We start from the raw sequence: 15,184 nt of genomic DNA on the forward strand, positions 1-15,184 counted from the left end.
GCCGTCCATCCGTCCGTCAGCTCCAGGAGGCCACGAAGTACCCGACCCCGTACGGCGCCTCGTCGTGGTGCAGCGCACCGGTCAGCCCGGCGCCGCGGGCCGCGCCGGCCAGCACCTGCCAGGACGCCCGGCCGCCCACCATCAGCTCGGCGCAGTGCGCCGGGTCCAGCCCGGCCAGCGCCTCGGTGTCCGCCGCGCCCAGGGCCCGGGCCAGCTCGGCGTCGAAGGGCTCGGCCCGCTCGTCCAGGTAGCCGGGCGCCTTGACCGTCCGCCGGGCGCTGCCGTCGCCGAGCACCAGCAGGCCGACCCGGTCCGCGAGGCCGGCCAGGCCCGCCCCCAGGCCCAGCATCCGGTCCGCCGGTGCGTCGGCCGGCACCGCGCAGGCGTGCGTGGGCAGTGTGGTGCCGCTCCGTTCGAGCAGCCAGGCACCGACGCTCAGCGCGGGGCTCAGCTCCGGCCCCTCGACCCCGCCGGAGGGCAGCCGGACCGCCCGGGGCACCCCGAAGCGGTGGAAGCCGCCCAGCCCGCCCTCGGTCCAGACCTCGGCCTGCGGACCGTCGCCGACCAGCACCAGCAGCTCCGGCCCGGCGGCCAGCAGGACGCCGATCGCCTCGGCGCAGGATGCCCGCAGGGCGTCCAGCTCGGCGGCGGCGCCCGCGGCGACCTCGGGCACCAGCAGCGGCGGACAGGGGCAGACGGCGGCGGCGACCAGCATGCGGATCACTCTAGCCGCCGTCTGTGCGGGGCCCAGGGCCTGTCCGACAGTTCGCGTCGGACCCGGCGGGAACCGTCGGACAGGCCCTAGTCGCAGCCGCAGCCGCCGCCGGCCGGCGCGGGCGACGGGGTCGGGGCGCCGATGGTCGGCAGGCCCAGCATCACTCCCCCGGTCGGCCCGGGCGCGGGCGCGGCGTTGCGCTTCTCCCAGGCGTCGCCGGCCCGGGTGCGGCGCACGGCCAGCGCCGGGCCCTCGGCCAGCAGGTGGTGCGGGGCGGCGTAGGTGATCTCCACCGTGACCACGTCGCCCGGGCGCACCGGCTCGGCCGGCCGCGAGAAGTGGACCAGGCGGTTGTCCGGGGCCCGGCCGGAGAGCCGGTCGGTGCGGTCGTCCTTCTTGCCCTCGCCCTCGGCGACCAGGATCTCCAGCCGGCGGCCGACCTGCTTCTTGTTCTCGTCCCAGGAGATCTCCTCCTGCAGGGCGATCAGCCGCTCGTAGCGCTCCTGGACCACGGCCTTGGGCACCTGGTCCGCCATCTCCGCGGCGGGGGTGCCGGGGCGCTTGGAGTACTGGAAGGTGAAGGCGTTGGTGAACCGGGCCTCGCGGACCACGTGCAGGGTCTGCTCGAAGTCCTCGTCCGTCTCGCCGGGGAAGCCCACGATGATGTCGGTGGAGATGGCCGCGTCCGGCATCGCCTCGCGCACCTTCTTGATGATCCCCAGGAACCGCTCCTGCCGGTAGGAGCGCTTCATCGCGCGCAGCACGGAGTCCGAGCCGGACTGCAGCGGCATGTGCAGCTGGTGCATCACGTTCGGGGTCTCGGCCATCGCGGCGATCACGTCGTCGGTGAAGTCGCGCGGGTGCGGCGAGGTGAAGCGGACCCGCTCCAGGCCCTCGATCCCTCCGCAGGCGCGCAGCAGCTTGGAGAAGGCCTCGCGGTCGCCCAGGTCGGAGCCGTAGGCGTTGACGTTCTGCCCGAGCAGGGTGACCTCGATGACCCCCTCCCCGACCAGCGCCTCGACCTCGGCGAGCACGTCGCCGGGGCGGCGGTCCTCCTCCTTGCCGCGCAGCGCCGGGACGATGCAGAAGGTGCAGGTGTTGTTGCAGCCGACCGAGATCGCCACCCAGGCCGCATAGGCGGACTCGCGGCGGGTGGGCAGGGTGGAGGGGAAGGTCTCCAGCGACTCCAGGATCTCCACCTGGGCCTGCTGCTCGACCCGGGCCCGCTCCAGCAGCGCCGGCAGGTGGCCGATGTTGTGGGTGCCGAAGACCACGTCGACCCAGGGCGCCCTGCGCACGATGGTGTCGCGGTCCTTCTGGGCCAGGCAGCCGCCGACGGCGATCTGCATGTCCTTGTGGCGGGTCTTCGCCGGGGCGAGGTGGCCCAGGTTGCCGTACAGCTTGTTGTCGGCGTTCTCCCGCACCGCGCAGGTGTTGAAGACCACCAGGTCCGGGTCGCCGCCGTCCTGCTCGGCCTTCACGTATCCGGCGTCCTCCAGCAGCCCGGCCAGGCGCTCGGAGTCGTGCACGTTCATCTGGCAGCCGTGCGTGACGACCTTGTAAGTTCGCAAGCTCTCTCCCATACCCACAGGAGCAAGGGTAAGGGCACCCGGGACAACGGTTTGGCCTCCGCCCCTCCCGTCCGGCGGCCGGGCCTGGCAGGATCCCCCGCATGACCCGGACCGCCGCCCGCCGCTTCTGGCCCGCCCTGGCAGCGCTGCTGCTGGTGGCCGGCGCGCTGTCCGGCTGGTGGCTGGCCGCGGGCGGCACCGCCTCCTACCCCAAGGGCGTCAGCGGCTTCGCCACCGGCGTGCCCAACGGCGTCTACGACCGGTACGGCAACCTGCTCCAGCAGGCGCTGCAGACCTCGATGCCCGGGGTGGACCTGCGCCTGGACGGCTCCCAGGGCTCGGTGGACAACCTGGAGCGGGTGACCTCCGGCCGGGACGACTTCGCGATAGCCACCGCCGACGCGGTGGCCGACTTCGACGCCCCCGGCAAGGACCGGCTGCGCGCGATCGCCCGGCTCTACGACGACTACCTGCAGCTGGTGGTCCCGGTCGACTCCCCGATCCAGAAGGTGTCCGACCTGCGCGGCCTGCGGGTGGGCGTCGGACAGCCGAAGTCCGGGGTGAACCTGATCACCCGCGAGCTGCTCACGGTGGCCGGGATCGACCCGGACCGCGGCATCCAGCCCGCCCCGCTCGGGGTCGGCGACGAGGGGGACGCGCTGGCCGCGCACCACCTGGACGCCTTCTTCTGGTCCGGCGGCCTGCCCACCACCGCACTGACCTCGCTCTCCCAGCGGGTCCCGCTGCGGATCGTGCCGCTCGGCGACCTGACCGACGCGCTGCACCGCCAGTTCCCCGACACCGCCGCCTACCGCGCCGCGGTGCTGCCCGCCTCGATCTACGCCGACAACCCGGCGGTGCTCACCATGGCGGTGCCCAACCTGCTGATCACCCGGGACGACGTGGACCTGCGGCTGGTCGAGGGGATGACCCGGGCGGTGATCGACAGCCGCGACTGGATCGGCCACCAGGTGCACGCCGCCCAGCGGGTGGACCTGCGCACCGCCGTCTACACCGACCCGCTGCCGCTGCACGAGGGCGCCCGGCGCTACTACCGGTCGGTCAAGCCCTGACGGCCGGGCGCCGGGTCAGGACCGCTGGTCGCGCGGCACGCTCAGGGTGACCGCCAGGCCGTGCGGCTCGGCCGGCGCGAACTCCAGTGAGCCGCCGCCGGCGAGCAGCAGGGTGCGGGCGATCGACAGGCCCAGGCCCGAGCCGTCCACGTTCTGGTGCCGCGGGCTGCGCCAGAACCGGTCGCCGGCCCGGGCCAGCTCCTCCTCGGTCAGCCCGGGACCGTCGTCGGTCACCGTCACCAGCACCTCCCGGCGGCCGGTGCGCAGCGTGACCGCGACCGTGCCGCCGGGCGGGCTGAACTTGAGCGCGTTGTCCAGCACCGCGTCCAGCGCGCTGCCGAAGCCGATCGGGTCGGTCCAGGCCTTGAGGTAGGACGGGGTGCCGCTGCCCAGCCGGATGCCGCGCTGCTGGGCCACCGGCTGCCAGCCGTCCACCCGGGCCAGCACCAGCGAGGTCAGGTCCACCGGCTCCGGCTGCGGCCGGCTGCCCTCGGCGGTGGCCAGGCCCAGCAGGTCGTCCAGTACCCGGGCCAGTCGGGTGCCCTCCTCGCGCACCTGGGCCAGCTCGGCCTCGTGGCCCTCGGGCAGCTCCAGGCCGAGCAGCTCGACCCGCAGCAGCAGCGCGGAGAGCGGGTTGCGCAGCTGGTGCGAGGCGTCCGCCACGAAGGCCCGCTGCTGGTCCAGCGCGAGCACCACGTGGTCCGCCATCTCGTTGAACGACCCGGCCAGGCGCCGCAGTTCGGGCGGCCCGCCGACAGCGGCGACCCGCGCGTTCATCCGGCCGGTGGCGATGTCGTGGGTGGCCCGGTCCAGCGTGCGCACCGGGCGCAGCACCCACTCGGTGAGCCGGACCGCCAGCAGCACGGCGGCGATCATCGCCACCGCCTCGCCGCCCGCCAGCCAGAGCCAGCGGTGCAGGATCCGGGCCCGCAGCGGGCCGGTGGGCGACTCGGTGACCACCACGGCGACCACGTCGCCGTCGCGCACCACCGGGGAGGCGATGGTCAGCGTCCGGTCGGGGGTCCACGGCCACACCTGCGGCGGGTTGTGGCTGCGCCGGCCGTCCTTGGCCTCCTGCACCGCCTGGCCGCCCGGACCGGTCTGCGGCAGCTGCCAGCCGGCGGGCGCCACCGCGAGCGCCGTCTCGTCCGGCAGGAACAGGCCGGTGCGCACCCCGTACAGCGCCTGGTAGCGGACCACCTCGGCGCGCAGCGCCCGCAACTGCGGGGCGTCCAGGCCGTCGCCGCCCGGCGCGGGCAGCCCCTGGGTGGGCAGTTCCTGGGCGAACCGGGCCACGTCGTCCATCCGGTCGACCACCACGCGGCTCTGCTCGCCGGCCGCCATCGAGGCGGCCAGCGGCACGCCGAGGGCGGCCAGCACCCCGGCCATCAGGGCGAGCAGGATGCCCAGCAGGCGGGTACGCATGCCTAGTCGGCGCTCCCGTTCGCCCCCGCGGCGTCCGGCTCCTGGTCCGGGGACTGCGGGATCAGCCGGTAGCCGACCCCGCGCACCGCCTCGACCAGCCCGGGCAGCGCCAGCTTGGTGCGCAGCGAGCCGATGTGCACCTCCAGGGTGCGGCCGTTGCCCTCCCAGCCGCTGCGCCAGACCTCGCTGAAGATCTGCTCGCGCCGGTAGACCACGCCGGGGCTCTGCGCGAGCAGCGCCAGCAGGTCGAACTCCTTGCGGGTGAGCGGCACGTCGCGGCCGTCCACGCTGACCCGGCGGCGCTCCCGGTCGATGCTGATGCCCCAGGACTCCAGCGAGCCGGGGCCGACCGCGGTCTGCGGGCCGGCGCTCTGCGGGCCGACCGGGGTGGGCTGGAAGCGCCGGGCCACCGCGTGGATCCGGGCCAGCAGCTCGCCCATGTCGTAGGGCTTGGTGATGTAGTCGTCGGCGCCCAGGTTGAGCCCGTGGATCCGGGAGCGGATGTCGGCCCGCGCGGTGACCATGATCACCGGCACGCCGCTGCCGGCCCGGATCCGGCTGCACACCTCGAAGCCGTCCCGGTCGGGCAGGCCGAGGTCCAGCAGCACCACCCGGTACGGGTCGTTGCCGTCCGGCACCAGGGCGTCCAGCGCCTCGTGCCCGCTCCGCGCGTGCCGGACCTGGAAGCCGTGCCGGCTGAGCACGGCGACCAGCGCCGCCGCGACCCGGTCGTCGTCCTCGACGAGCAGCAGCCGCATCGCACACCTTCCTGAATCGCTCACCGGCGGGGGACCGCCCGGCCCCAGGGCCCCGGCGGAGCGGCCATCCTCCCCCACGCCCGGCCGCGCAGGCCAGTCCCGACCGGTACGGGCTTGTCCGCGTGGCCCTTTCGTGATGCTCAAGTTCTGCTCAGATGCACTGACGCAGCCCGGTCAACCAACCTAGGGTCAAATTTCGTCGGGGGCTGCGAGCTCCGCCGGCCACAGCCCCCGACGCATCCGCCGCACCGACGGCGGCCACATTCCACCGCAGTACACCGACACCGGGGGGAGTCGCTCCCCCCGGTCGTGACGTTTGGGGGCACGGCCGACATGACCGAGACGACCACGGACCGTCCGGCGACCCCGCTGGTGGTGCTGAGCGGCGTCAACAAGTCCTTCGGCGCCCACCACGTGCTCCAGGACATCGACCTGACGATCCACCAGGGCGAGGTCGTGGTGCTGATCGGCCCCTCGGGCTCCGGCAAGTCCACGCTCTGCCGCACCATCAACCGGCTGGAGACCATCGACTCCGGTGCGATCACCGTCGACGGCCGCCCGCTGCCCGCCGAGGGCCGGGAGCTGGCCCGGCTGCGGGCCGAGGTCGGGATGGTGTTCCAGTCCTTCAACCTCTTCGCGCACAAGACCGCGCTGGAGAACGTGGTGCTGGGCCAGGTCAAGGTGCGCCGGACCGCCAGGGCCGAGGCCGAGGCCAAGGCCCGCGCCCTGCTGGACCGGGTCGGGATGGCCGAGCACGCCGACAAGTACCCGGCCCAGCTCTCCGGCGGCCAGCAGCAGCGGGTGGCGATCGCCCGCGCGCTGGCCATGGACCCCAAGGTGCTGCTGTTCGACGAGCCGACCTCGGCGCTCGACCCCGAGATGATCAACGAGGTGCTGGACGTGATGCGCGGGCTGGCCGCCGAGGGGATGACCATGGTGGTGGTCACCCACGAGATGGGCTTCGCCCGCTCCGCCGCCAACCGGGTGCTGTTCCTGGCCGACGGCAGGATCGCCGAGGAGAACACCCCGGAGGAGTTCTTCACCAACCCGCGCAGCGACCGGGCCAAGGACTTCCTGTCCAAGATCCTCCACCACTGATGTCCCGATGACCCGTCAAGCCCGGCCACCGCTCGGCCGCGGCCCGACTGACGCCTGCCCAGACGCTAGGAGACCTCCCGTCATGCGCATCCGCCGTACCTCCGCCGCCCTGCTCGCCGTGGTGGCCCTGGCCGCCACCGCCGCCTGCGGCAAGAGCGGCTCGCCGAACGCCGGCAGCAGCGACACCGGCACCGCCAAGGCCGCCGCCTACCCGGTGAAGACCGACGCCAAGCTGGACGGCTCGCCGACCGTCGCCGCCGCCAAGAAGCGCGGCAAGCTGATCATCGGCGCCAAGTCCGACCAGCCCTTCCTCGGCTTCGAGGACGTGGCCGCGGGCACCCGCACCGGCTTCGACATCGAGATCGCCAAGATGGTCGCCGCCGACCTCGGCTTCTCGGAGAGCCAGATCGAGTTCAAGACCATCGACTCGGCCAACCGCGAGACCGCGCTGGCGGGCGGTCAGATCGACTACTACGTCGGCACCTACAGCATCAACGACAAGCGCAAGACCCAGGTCTCGTTCGCCGGCCCGTACTACATCGCCGGCCAGGACCTGCTGGTGCGCCAGGACAACACCGACATCACCGGGCCGGACGCGGTCAAGGGCAAGAAGGTCTGCACCGCCACCGGCTCCACCTCGGTGGACAAGATCAAGACCTACGGCGCCGACGTCTCCACCTTCGGCAACTACTCCAACTGCGTCGACAAGCTCCTCTCCAAGGACATCGACGCGGTCACCACCGACGACGCCATCCTCAAGGGCTACGCGGCCAAGAACGAGGGCCAGCTGAAGGTCGTCGGCAAGCCGTTCTCCACCGAGAAGTACGGCGTCGGCCTGAACAAGGACGACAAGGTGCTGCGCGACGCGATCAACGACGCGCTGAAGGCGCACGAGGACAACGGCGACTGGAAGAAGGCGTACGACGCCACCCTCGCCAAGTCCGGCTCCGCCGCCCCGCAGCCGCCGGCCCTCGAGCGGTACTGACCGCGGTCCTGACCCGACGTCACTGATCAACCTGGGAGCCGCCGGCATGGGCATGCTGTTCGAGGGGGACAACCTCTCGCTGTTCTGGCACGGGTTCGTACAGACCCTGCTGCTCAGCGGGGCGAGCGCGCTGCTCGCCCTGGTGCTGGGCACCCTGCTGGCGGCCTGCCGGGTCTCCCCGGTGCCGGTGCTGCGGGCCTTCGGCACCGGCTGGGTCGGGGTGTTCCGCAACACCCCGCTGACCCTGCTCTTCTTCGCGATCACCTTCGGGCTGCCCAAGCTGGACGTCCACCTGTCGTCCTTCGTCTTCGACGTGCTGGCCCTGGGCATCTACACCGGCAGCTTCGTCTGCGAGGTGCTGCGTGCGGGCATCAACACGGTGCCGCTCGGACAGGCCGAGGCCGCCCGCAGCCTCGGGATGACTTTCGGTCAGACACTCACCCTGGTGGTGCTGCCGCAGGCCGGGCGGGCCGTGCTCGGGCCGCTGAGCAGCGTCTTCATCGCGCTGCCGCGCAACTCGGCGATCGCCGGCGCCTTCAATGTCGCCGAGCTCTACTCGGTCCAGGTCACGCTCCACGAACGGGGATACGCCATCTTCGCCATCTTCTTCTGGATCGCGCTCGCCTACCTGTGCATCAGCGCGACGGTCGGCCTGGTCTTCCGCGGTCTCGGGCGCAGGCTGGCGGTGGCCGCGTGAGCGCGAACGTCCTCTACGACGTCCCGGGTCCGCGTGCCCGGGTCCGCAACCGGCTCTTCGGCGCGCTCGCCGTCCTCGCGCTCGCGGGCCTGGGCTGGTTCGTCTTCGACGCACTGGACTCGAACGGACAGTTCGACCCGGGGATGTGGTCGCTGTTCGAGTACACCACGGTGCAGCAGCGGATCCTGACCGGCCTGCAGGCCACGCTGTCCACCTTCGGAATGGCGGGCCTGTTCTCGCTGGTGTGGGGCGCGCTGCTGGCCGCCGGTCGACTCTCCGACCACCGCTGGCTGCGCTGGCCGGCCACCGGACTGACCGAGTTCTTCCGGGCGATGCCGCTGCTGATCATGATCTTCGCGCTCTACCAGAGCATGTTCAGCGACCAGCCGCAGTACGCCATGGTGCTCGGTCTTGGCCTCTACAACGGGGCAGTGCAGGCCGAGATCATCCGCAGCGGGATCCAGGCACTGCCGCGCGGCCAGCGCGAGGCGGCTTACGCCCTCGGGCTGCGCAAGAGCCAGGTGATGCTGACCATCCTGTTGCCGCAGGCCGTCCGGTCGATGCTGCCGGCCATGATCGGCCAACTGGTGGTCACCCTCAAGGACACCTCGCTGGGCTACGTGATCACCTACGCCGAACTGCTGTTCACCGGGAAGCTGATCGCCAACACCATCAGCACCGCGCACGGCTACGCCTTCATCCCCGTGGTCCTGGTGATCACCCCGATCTACATCGCCCTCTGCCTCGCCCTCACCGCGCTCGCCCGCTGGATCGAGTCGCGCGGGCGCCGCGGCTCGAACCGGCGCACACCGGCCGCTGCTTGACGGACACCCAGGTCACCTGTTGCATTGCTCTTCGTGACACCACCCGGGACCTGCCACGCCACCCCCGCCGCCGGACCGCTGCCGACCCGCTTCGAGCCCCGGGGCGGAGGGTGGCCGTGGACCCGGTGATCGTGGTGGGCGCCGGCCCGGTCGGGCTGGCGATGGCCCTGGCACTGGCCCGGCACGAGGTGCCGAGCATCGTGCTCGACCAGGGCAGCGGGGTCTGCCCCGAGGGGCCGCGCTCCACCGTGATCGGCGCCGAGACCGCCGCCTTCCTGGAGCGCCTCGGCTACCCGCGGGCCGCCTCCGACGCGGCCCGCTGGGACCGGCTGACGGTCTGGCGCCGGCGCCAGGAGGTGCTCCGGCTGGACCTGTCCGACCACCCGGTGCTGCACCTGTCGCAACACCGGCTGCAGCGCGGGCTGCGGGACGCGGCCAGCGCCACCGCGCTGATCCAGCTGGTGCCGCACGCCCGGGTGGAGGAGATCGACCAGGACCGGGACGGCGTCAGCGTGCGCACCCGGCACCCGCAGGACGGTACGGACACCTGGTGGCGGGCCAGCCACCTGGTGGGGTGCGACGGCGCCCGCTCCTCGGTCCGCAAGTTGCTGGCGATCCGCTTCCCCGGCCGGCCCGCGGTCGACCGGCACGCGATCGCCACCGTCCGGGTGGACCTGCCCTTCGCGGGCGAGGCCCGGCTGCACCGCGAACCGCCGTGGCGCGGCGACCGGGAGGCCTCGGCCCGCCCGCTGCCGGACGGGCTCTGGCGGCTGGACTGGCGGCTGCCGCCCAGCCGGCCGGCCGCCGACGCGCCGGTGGACCCGCACGCCACCTGGCCGGGCCTGGTCACCGGCGACACCCTGGTCACCCGGGTGAAGTCCACCCTGACCGGCTGGTGCGGCCAACTGCCGCGCTACGAACTGCTGGCCGCCGCCGACCACACCGCCCAGCAGCGGCTGGCGGCCCGGTTCCGCAGCGGCCGCTGCTTCCTGGCCGGGGACGCGGCGCACCTGCACGGCGCGCTCGGCATGCAGAACCTGGTGGACGGGCTGCGCGACGTGGACAACCTGGCCTGGCGGCTGGCCTGCGCCTGGCACCTTCCCCCGGCCTTCGGCCGGGAGGACCCCCATTCCGGCGGGCCGCAGCCCGGTGGCTCGCTGCTGGACGGCTACGAGGCGGAGCGGCGCGGGGCGGTGGGCGCCCGGCTGCGCGCGGTGGACCAGACGATGCCGCTGCTGCGGCCGCTGCGCGGTTGGGCGCACACCCGCCGCTCGCTGCTCACCGGCTCCTTCCGCAAGCACGCGCCGCTGCTGGCGGACGGGCTGCTCGGCACCGGGCGGTTCGGCGGGGCACCCGCCTATCCGGTGGCGCCCTCGGGGGTGCCGTCGCAGCGCGGCACCGGGCGGGGCACCGCGCTGACCGAGAGCCTGCCGGCCACCGCGCCGGGGGTGCTGGTGCCCGACCTGCCGGTGCTCACCACCGACGGGACGCCGGACCGGCTGTACGCGCGGCTGGGCTCGACCTTCCTGCTGCTGCTGGTGGCGCCGGGCACCGCGGTCTGGTCGGCCGAGCGCTGGCTGGGCGCGGGGCTGATGCCGCGGCTGGCGGAGGTGGCGGCGGCGCTGCCGGTGCCGGCCGAGGTGCTGGTCACCGAGGAGTACCCGAGCGCCGGGCCGCACACGGTGCTGCTGGTCCGACCGGACGGCCACCTGGTCGGGACCACCCAGGGCGCCCGCGCCGAGGACCTGCAGGCGCTGGCCGCCGGGGCCCGCGGCGGACCGGCGCCACTGGCCGGTGCGGAGCAGTCGGCGTGAGCTGACGGCCCGTCACTCGTCGCCGAGCGACCAGGCCTCCAGCTCCTCGCTGCTCTCCCCCTCGGCGTCCAGCGCCTCGCGGACCACCCGGAAGGCCAGGCCCTCGGCGTAGCCGCGGCGGGCCAGCATGCCGACCAGGCGGCGCAGCCGGGCCTGGCGCTCCAGGCCCGCGGTGGCGCGCAGCTTGCGCTCGACCAGGGCGCGGGCGGTGCCGGCCTCGTCGTCCGGGTCGAGCCGGGCCACCGCCTCCTCCACCACCGCGCCGGCCACGCCGCGGGTGCGCAGCTCCTGGGCCAGCGCGCGGCGGGCCAGCCCGCGGCCGTGGTGGCGGGACTCGACCCAGGCGGCGGCGAACGCGGCGTCGTCGATCAGGCCGACCTCCTCGAACCGGGCGAGCACCTCCTCGGCCACCTCGTCGGGGATCTCGCGCTTGCGCAGCGCGTCGGCCAGTTGCTTGCGGGTGCGCGGGGTGCCGGTCAGCAGGCGCAGGCAGATGTCCCGGGCCCGGGTGGCCGGATCGGTCTCGGCCGCGGCCGGCGCGCGCTCGGCGCGCGGCCCGCCCGGGGCGCGTTCCCCGGACCGGGCGCGGGTGCCCCGGCGACGGCCCGAGCGGGTGGCGGCGGCCAGCTCGGCCTCCGCCTCGGCCACCCAGTCCTGCTCGCCCCACGGGCCGGGCGCCCAGTCCGCGGGGGCGCCGGTCGGCGGCCCGGCGGAGGGCGCAGGGCCGGCGGACGGCGGCGGGTCGACGGGTGCCGGGCGGTCGGCTGCCCGCCGCGAGCGCGCCGGGCGCTCGGTGCGCGGCCTGCGGGCGGGCCGGTCCGGCCGCTCCACCACCGGTGCCACGGGTGCCACCGGTTCGCCGGGCGCGCGCGGCCCGTCCACCACCCAGTCCGGGCGCTCCCCCTCCTCCTCGCCCTTGGCCTCGACCACCCAGTCCGGGTGCTCCCCCGCACCCGGCTCCCGCATCCTCCGCATCGCCGGGTCAGGCCTTGGCCGCCGCCGTCTTCTTGGCCGCGGTCTTGGCCGCGGTGGCGGTGATCGGCTTGGCCGCACCGTCCGCTGCCGGCTCGGCGGCCGGGGCGCCCTCGGCGGGCGCGTCCGGGTCCGCGATCACACCCATCTTGATCTTGATCCGCTTCTCGATCTCCTCGGCCAGCGCCGAGTTGTCGCGCAGGAAGTTGCGGGCGTTCTCCTTGCCCTGGCCCAGCTGGTCGCCCTCGTAGGTGTACCAGGCGCCGGCCTTGCGGACGATGCCGTGCTCGACGCCCATGTCGATCAGGCCGCCCTCCCAGCTGATGCCGTGGCCGTAGAGGATGTCGAACTCGGCCTGCTTGAACGGGGCGGCCACCTTGTTCTTGACCACCTTGACCCGGGTGCGGTTGCCGACCGCCTCGGTGCCGTCCTTCAGGGTCTCGATCCGGCGGATGTCCAGGCGCACCGAGGCGTAGAACTTCAGCGCGCGGCCACCGGTGGTCGTCTCCGGGGAGCCGAACATCACGCCGATCTTCTCGCGCAGCTGGTTGATGAAGATCGCGGTGGTGTTCGACTGGTTCAGCGCACCGGCGATCTTGCGCAGCGCCTGGCTCATCAGCCGGGCCTGCAGACCCACGTGCGAGTCGCCCATCTCGCCCTCGATCTCGGCGCGCGGCACCAGGGCGGCCACCGAGTCGATGATGATCAGGTCGATCGCGCCGGAGCGGATCAGCATGTCGGTGATCTCCAGCGCCTGCTCGCCGGTGTCCGGCTGGGAGACCAGCAGTGCGTCGGTGTCCACGCCGAGCTTGCGGGCGTACTCCGGGTCGAGGGCGTGCTCGGCGTCCACGAAGGCCACGGTGCCGCCGAGCTTCTGCGCACTGGCCGCCGCGTGCAGGGTCAGCGTGGTCTTGCCGGAGGACTCCGGGCCGTAGATCTCGATCACACGGCCGCGCGGCAGCCCGCCGACGCCGAGGGCGACGTCCAGCGCGGTGGATCCGGTCGGGATCACGTCGATCGGGGCACGGGCCTGGTCGCCCAGGCGCATCACCGAGCCCTTGCCGAACTGCCGCTCGATCTGGGCGAGCGCGGTCTCAAGAGCCTTCTCGCGGTCCGTACCTGCTGCCATGGCTTCCACCCTCGGGTTCTGTGCTGTGCGCTTCATCGTCCTCGACGCTAGCGCGTCCCACCGACAATCGGCCCCGGACGGGCTGGGCCTGTGGAAAACTCGCCGCGAAACCAGTATAGGGAACATCAGTTCGATTCAGCGGGCGGCCCGGGGCGAGGTCCTCCCGCCCCGCGGCGCCGCGCCTCAGCGCAGCCGGGACGGCACCCCCATGACCTGGCAGACCACCCGCCAGACCTCCTTGGCCTCCCAGCCGGCCTCCAGCGCCTGGTGCACGGTGCGGCCGCCGAGCTCGCTCATCACGTGGTCGCGGGCGAAGGACTCCGCGTACCCGGAGCCGAAGTGGTCGTCCATCCGTTGCCAGAACTCGGTCAGCCTCATGCGCCCCAGTATCGCCGAGCCCCCCGCGACGACCGGCGCCCGAGCGGCCCGGAGCGGCCGGGAGCGGCGGCCCGGTCCGGCAGCTCAGTGCGGCGGCTCAGTGCGGCAGTGCCACGATCCCGGCGCCGTAGCCGGCCCGGTCCCGGCAGAGTCCGGCGCCCACCAGGCAGTTGGCGTGCGCCTGGGTCAGCAACAGGCCGCGCAGCCGGTCCGGCCCCCAGTCCGGGTGCAGCGCGGCGGCCACCGCGATCGCACCGGTCACGTGCGCCGCGCTCATCGAGGTGCCGGCCAGCGCCGCGTACCGCCCGCCCGGCCAGTCCGAGACGATCGCGTCGTCCGGGCCGCCGTCCGGGTCCCCGCCGGGCGCGGCCAGGGTGATCCGGCCGTCGCCGTAGTTGGAGTAGGAGGCGATCGCGCCGGTGCGGGTCACCGCGCCGACCGAGACCACCCCGGGCAGCTCGCCCGGCAGCCGGATGCACTCCGGCCCGAGCTGCCGGTCGTCCCCGGGGCCGGAGAGCCGGTCGTTGGGGCTGCGCCGGTCGGTGCGCGGGCCGGTCAGGTCCTGCCCGTCGTTGCCCGCCGAGGCGACCACCAGCGCGCGCCGCTGGGCGTAGGCCACCGCCCGGCCGACCGCCTGGATCATCGCGCCCTGGTCCGGGTCCTGGGGGCAGTTGTACTTCCACGGGTCGGCGAAGTAGCTGTCGTTGATCGCCACCGCACCGTGGTCGGCCGCCCAGAGCAGCCCGCAGACGATGTTCTCCGGGTAGTACTGGCCCAGCGGCCCGAGCAGCCGCACCGCCGCGATCCGCACCCCGGGCGCCACCCCGACCACCCCGTGCCCGTCCCGGGCGGCCCCGATCAACCCCGCCACGTGGGTGCCGTGGCCGCTCTCGGCCACCGAGGGGTCCGGGCGCCAGGCGCCGGACCGGGCGTCCGGTCGGCCGTCGGCGCAGGAGACCGAGTCGGCCGGGGAGACCGCGTCGCGCAGGTCCGGATGGGTGTCGTCGACCCCCGAGTCCAGCACCGCGACCAGCACCTGGTGCAGCGCCGACTCCCGCTGCGCGGCCGCGGCCGGGCCGCCGGGCGCGGCGGCCGGCAGCGTGCCGCCGGCCGCCGCGGCCGGATCGTCGCCCATCATGGTGAGGTTCCAGCCGCCGCGCTCCGCCGGGTCCGGGACGGTGGGCGTGGTGTCCCCCTCCATCCGCTCCGCGGCGTCCCCCGCGCCGTGGCGGAAGTCCCCGGCGCCGGCCACCGCGCGCGGCGGGCCCGGCACCTTGGCGGTGCGGGTGGCGCCGGCCGCCGCGATCCCGGACCGGCCGCGCACCCGGGCCGCGAACGAGCCGTCCGCCGCGTACGCCAGCACCATGCCGACCTGCGGGTACTCCTGCACCACCTGTCCGCCGGCGGCCCGCACCGCCGCGTCGGCCACCGCCACGCCCTGCGCGTCGGTGCGGTCGGCCAGCACCAGGTAGCTGAGGAAGGTCCGCGGCCCGTCCGCCATGTACGGGAGCGCGCCGCCCAGCAGCAGGGCCGCCGCCAGCGCGGCGGGCGTGCTGCGCAGCACCAGGGTTCGGCGCCGCCGGCGGGACACCAGCCGGACGTCGGCCATCGCGCTCCTCCGCTCCCGGGGGGACCGTCCAGGGACAACAGGCCCTCACCATATGAGCGAAATGTCCTATTTGCCCATTTATAAGGAGTCCCTCGCCGCCATCCGGTCGCATCCGCCGCCCGGGCTCGCCCCGCAC

At 74.2% G+C, this 15,184-nt stretch carries 14 protein-coding genes; 6 read left to right on the plus strand and 8 right to left on the minus strand.

The window, feature by feature from the left end; genetic code table 11:
- Nucleotides 1-16 precede the first annotated feature (16 nt).
- Together ACFW1A_RS10785 and miaB are read right to left on the minus strand one after the other, a co-directional pair.
- On the minus strand, nt 17-715 hold the full coding sequence (locus ACFW1A_RS10785; RefSeq protein ID WP_380407319.1) for a class III extradiol dioxygenase subunit B-like domain-containing protein: 699 nt from the start codon (nt 713-715) through the stop codon (nt 17-19).
- 86 nt (nt 716-801) lie between these two features.
- Entirely contained in the window at nt 802-2,298 is a 1,497-nt protein-coding gene (gene miaB, locus ACFW1A_RS10790; RefSeq protein ID WP_380407321.1) for a tRNA (N6-isopentenyl adenosine(37)-C2)-methylthiotransferase MiaB, read from the minus strand.
- 89 nt (nt 2,299-2,387) lie between these two features.
- On the opposite strand from miaB, the gene ACFW1A_RS10795 reads away from it, so the two are divergent.
- The gene (locus ACFW1A_RS10795) at nt 2,388-3,359 is read left to right on the plus strand and encodes a TAXI family TRAP transporter solute-binding subunit (RefSeq protein ID WP_380407323.1); all 972 of its coding nucleotides are present in this window, start codon (nt 2,388-2,390) and stop codon (nt 3,357-3,359) included.
- Nucleotides 3,360-3,374: 15 nt separating this feature from the next.
- Here the strand turns inward: ACFW1A_RS10795 and ACFW1A_RS10800 are convergent, their stop codons facing one another.
- Both ACFW1A_RS10800 and ACFW1A_RS10805 read right to left on the minus strand, forming a co-directional pair.
- Entirely contained in the window at nt 3,375-4,784 is a 1,410-nt protein-coding gene (locus ACFW1A_RS10800) for a sensor histidine kinase (protein WP_380407325.1), read from the minus strand.
- A 2-nt stretch (nt 4,785-4,786) separates the two neighbouring features.
- The gene (locus tag ACFW1A_RS10805) at nt 4,787-5,542 is read right to left on the minus strand and encodes a response regulator transcription factor (protein ID WP_380407327.1); all 756 of its coding nucleotides are present in this window, start codon (nt 5,540-5,542) and stop codon (nt 4,787-4,789) included.
- Nucleotides 5,543-5,875: 333 nt separating this feature from the next.
- On the opposite strand from ACFW1A_RS10805, the gene ACFW1A_RS10810 reads away from it, so the two are divergent.
- The 5 genes from ACFW1A_RS10810 to ACFW1A_RS10830 all read left to right on the plus strand — a co-directional run bounded on the left by ACFW1A_RS10810 (nt 5,876) and on the right by ACFW1A_RS10830 (nt 10,960).
- Nucleotides 5,876-6,640 (plus strand): amino acid ABC transporter ATP-binding protein, encoded by a 765-nt coding sequence (locus tag ACFW1A_RS10810; protein ID WP_380407329.1) that lies wholly within the window; start codon nt 5,876-5,878, stop codon nt 6,638-6,640.
- An 82-nt stretch (nt 6,641-6,722) separates the two neighbouring features.
- Nucleotides 6,723-7,625 carry a glutamate ABC transporter substrate-binding protein gene (locus tag ACFW1A_RS10815; RefSeq protein ID WP_380407331.1) on the plus strand — a complete coding sequence of 301 codons (903 nt, stop codon included), beginning with the start codon at nt 6,723-6,725 and terminating at the stop codon, nt 7,623-7,625.
- 46 nt (nt 7,626-7,671) lie between these two features.
- Nucleotides 7,672-8,322 (plus strand): amino acid ABC transporter permease, encoded by a 651-nt coding sequence (locus tag ACFW1A_RS10820; protein ID WP_380407333.1) that lies wholly within the window; start codon nt 7,672-7,674, stop codon nt 8,320-8,322.
- Nucleotides 8,319-9,146: an amino acid ABC transporter permease gene (locus tag ACFW1A_RS10825; RefSeq protein WP_380407336.1), complete on the plus strand. Its 828-nt coding sequence runs from the start codon at nt 8,319-8,321 to the stop codon at nt 9,144-9,146. Before ACFW1A_RS10820 ends, ACFW1A_RS10825 begins: the two co-directional genes overlap by 4 nt.
- Nucleotides 9,147-9,262: 116 nt before the next feature.
- Nucleotides 9,263-10,960 carry an FAD-dependent monooxygenase gene (locus ACFW1A_RS10830; protein WP_380407339.1) on the plus strand — a complete coding sequence of 566 codons (1,698 nt, stop codon included), beginning with the start codon at nt 9,263-9,265 and terminating at the stop codon, nt 10,958-10,960.
- 12 nt (nt 10,961-10,972) lie between these two features.
- Here ACFW1A_RS10830 and recX read toward each other — a convergent pair whose 3' ends face one another.
- The 4 genes from recX to ACFW1A_RS10850 all read right to left on the minus strand — a co-directional run bounded on the left by recX (nt 10,973) and on the right by ACFW1A_RS10850 (nt 15,048).
- Nucleotides 10,973-11,926, minus strand: coding sequence for a recombination regulator RecX (gene recX / locus ACFW1A_RS10835; RefSeq protein ID WP_380407342.1), 954 nt, complete (start codon nt 11,924-11,926; stop codon nt 10,973-10,975).
- Between the two features lie 16 nt (nt 11,927-11,942).
- On the minus strand, nt 11,943-13,061 hold the full coding sequence (gene recA / locus ACFW1A_RS10840; protein ID WP_380407344.1) for a recombinase RecA: 1,119 nt from the start codon (nt 13,059-13,061) through the stop codon (nt 11,943-11,945).
- A 183-nt stretch (nt 13,062-13,244) separates the two neighbouring features.
- Nucleotides 13,245-13,439 (minus strand): DUF3046 domain-containing protein, encoded by a 195-nt coding sequence (locus tag ACFW1A_RS10845; protein ID WP_380407346.1) that lies wholly within the window; start codon nt 13,437-13,439, stop codon nt 13,245-13,247.
- 97 nt (nt 13,440-13,536) lie between these two features.
- The gene (locus ACFW1A_RS10850; RefSeq protein ID WP_380407347.1) at nt 13,537-15,048 is read right to left on the minus strand and encodes a S8 family serine peptidase; all 1,512 of its coding nucleotides are present in this window, start codon (nt 15,046-15,048) and stop codon (nt 13,537-13,539) included.
- Nucleotides 15,049-15,184 lie beyond the last annotated feature (136 nt).

Source organism: Kitasatospora sp. NPDC058965 (assembly GCF_042741245.1).
In the GTDB taxonomy this organism is placed as follows: Bacteria; Actinomycetota; Actinomycetes; order Streptomycetales; family Streptomycetaceae; genus Kitasatospora.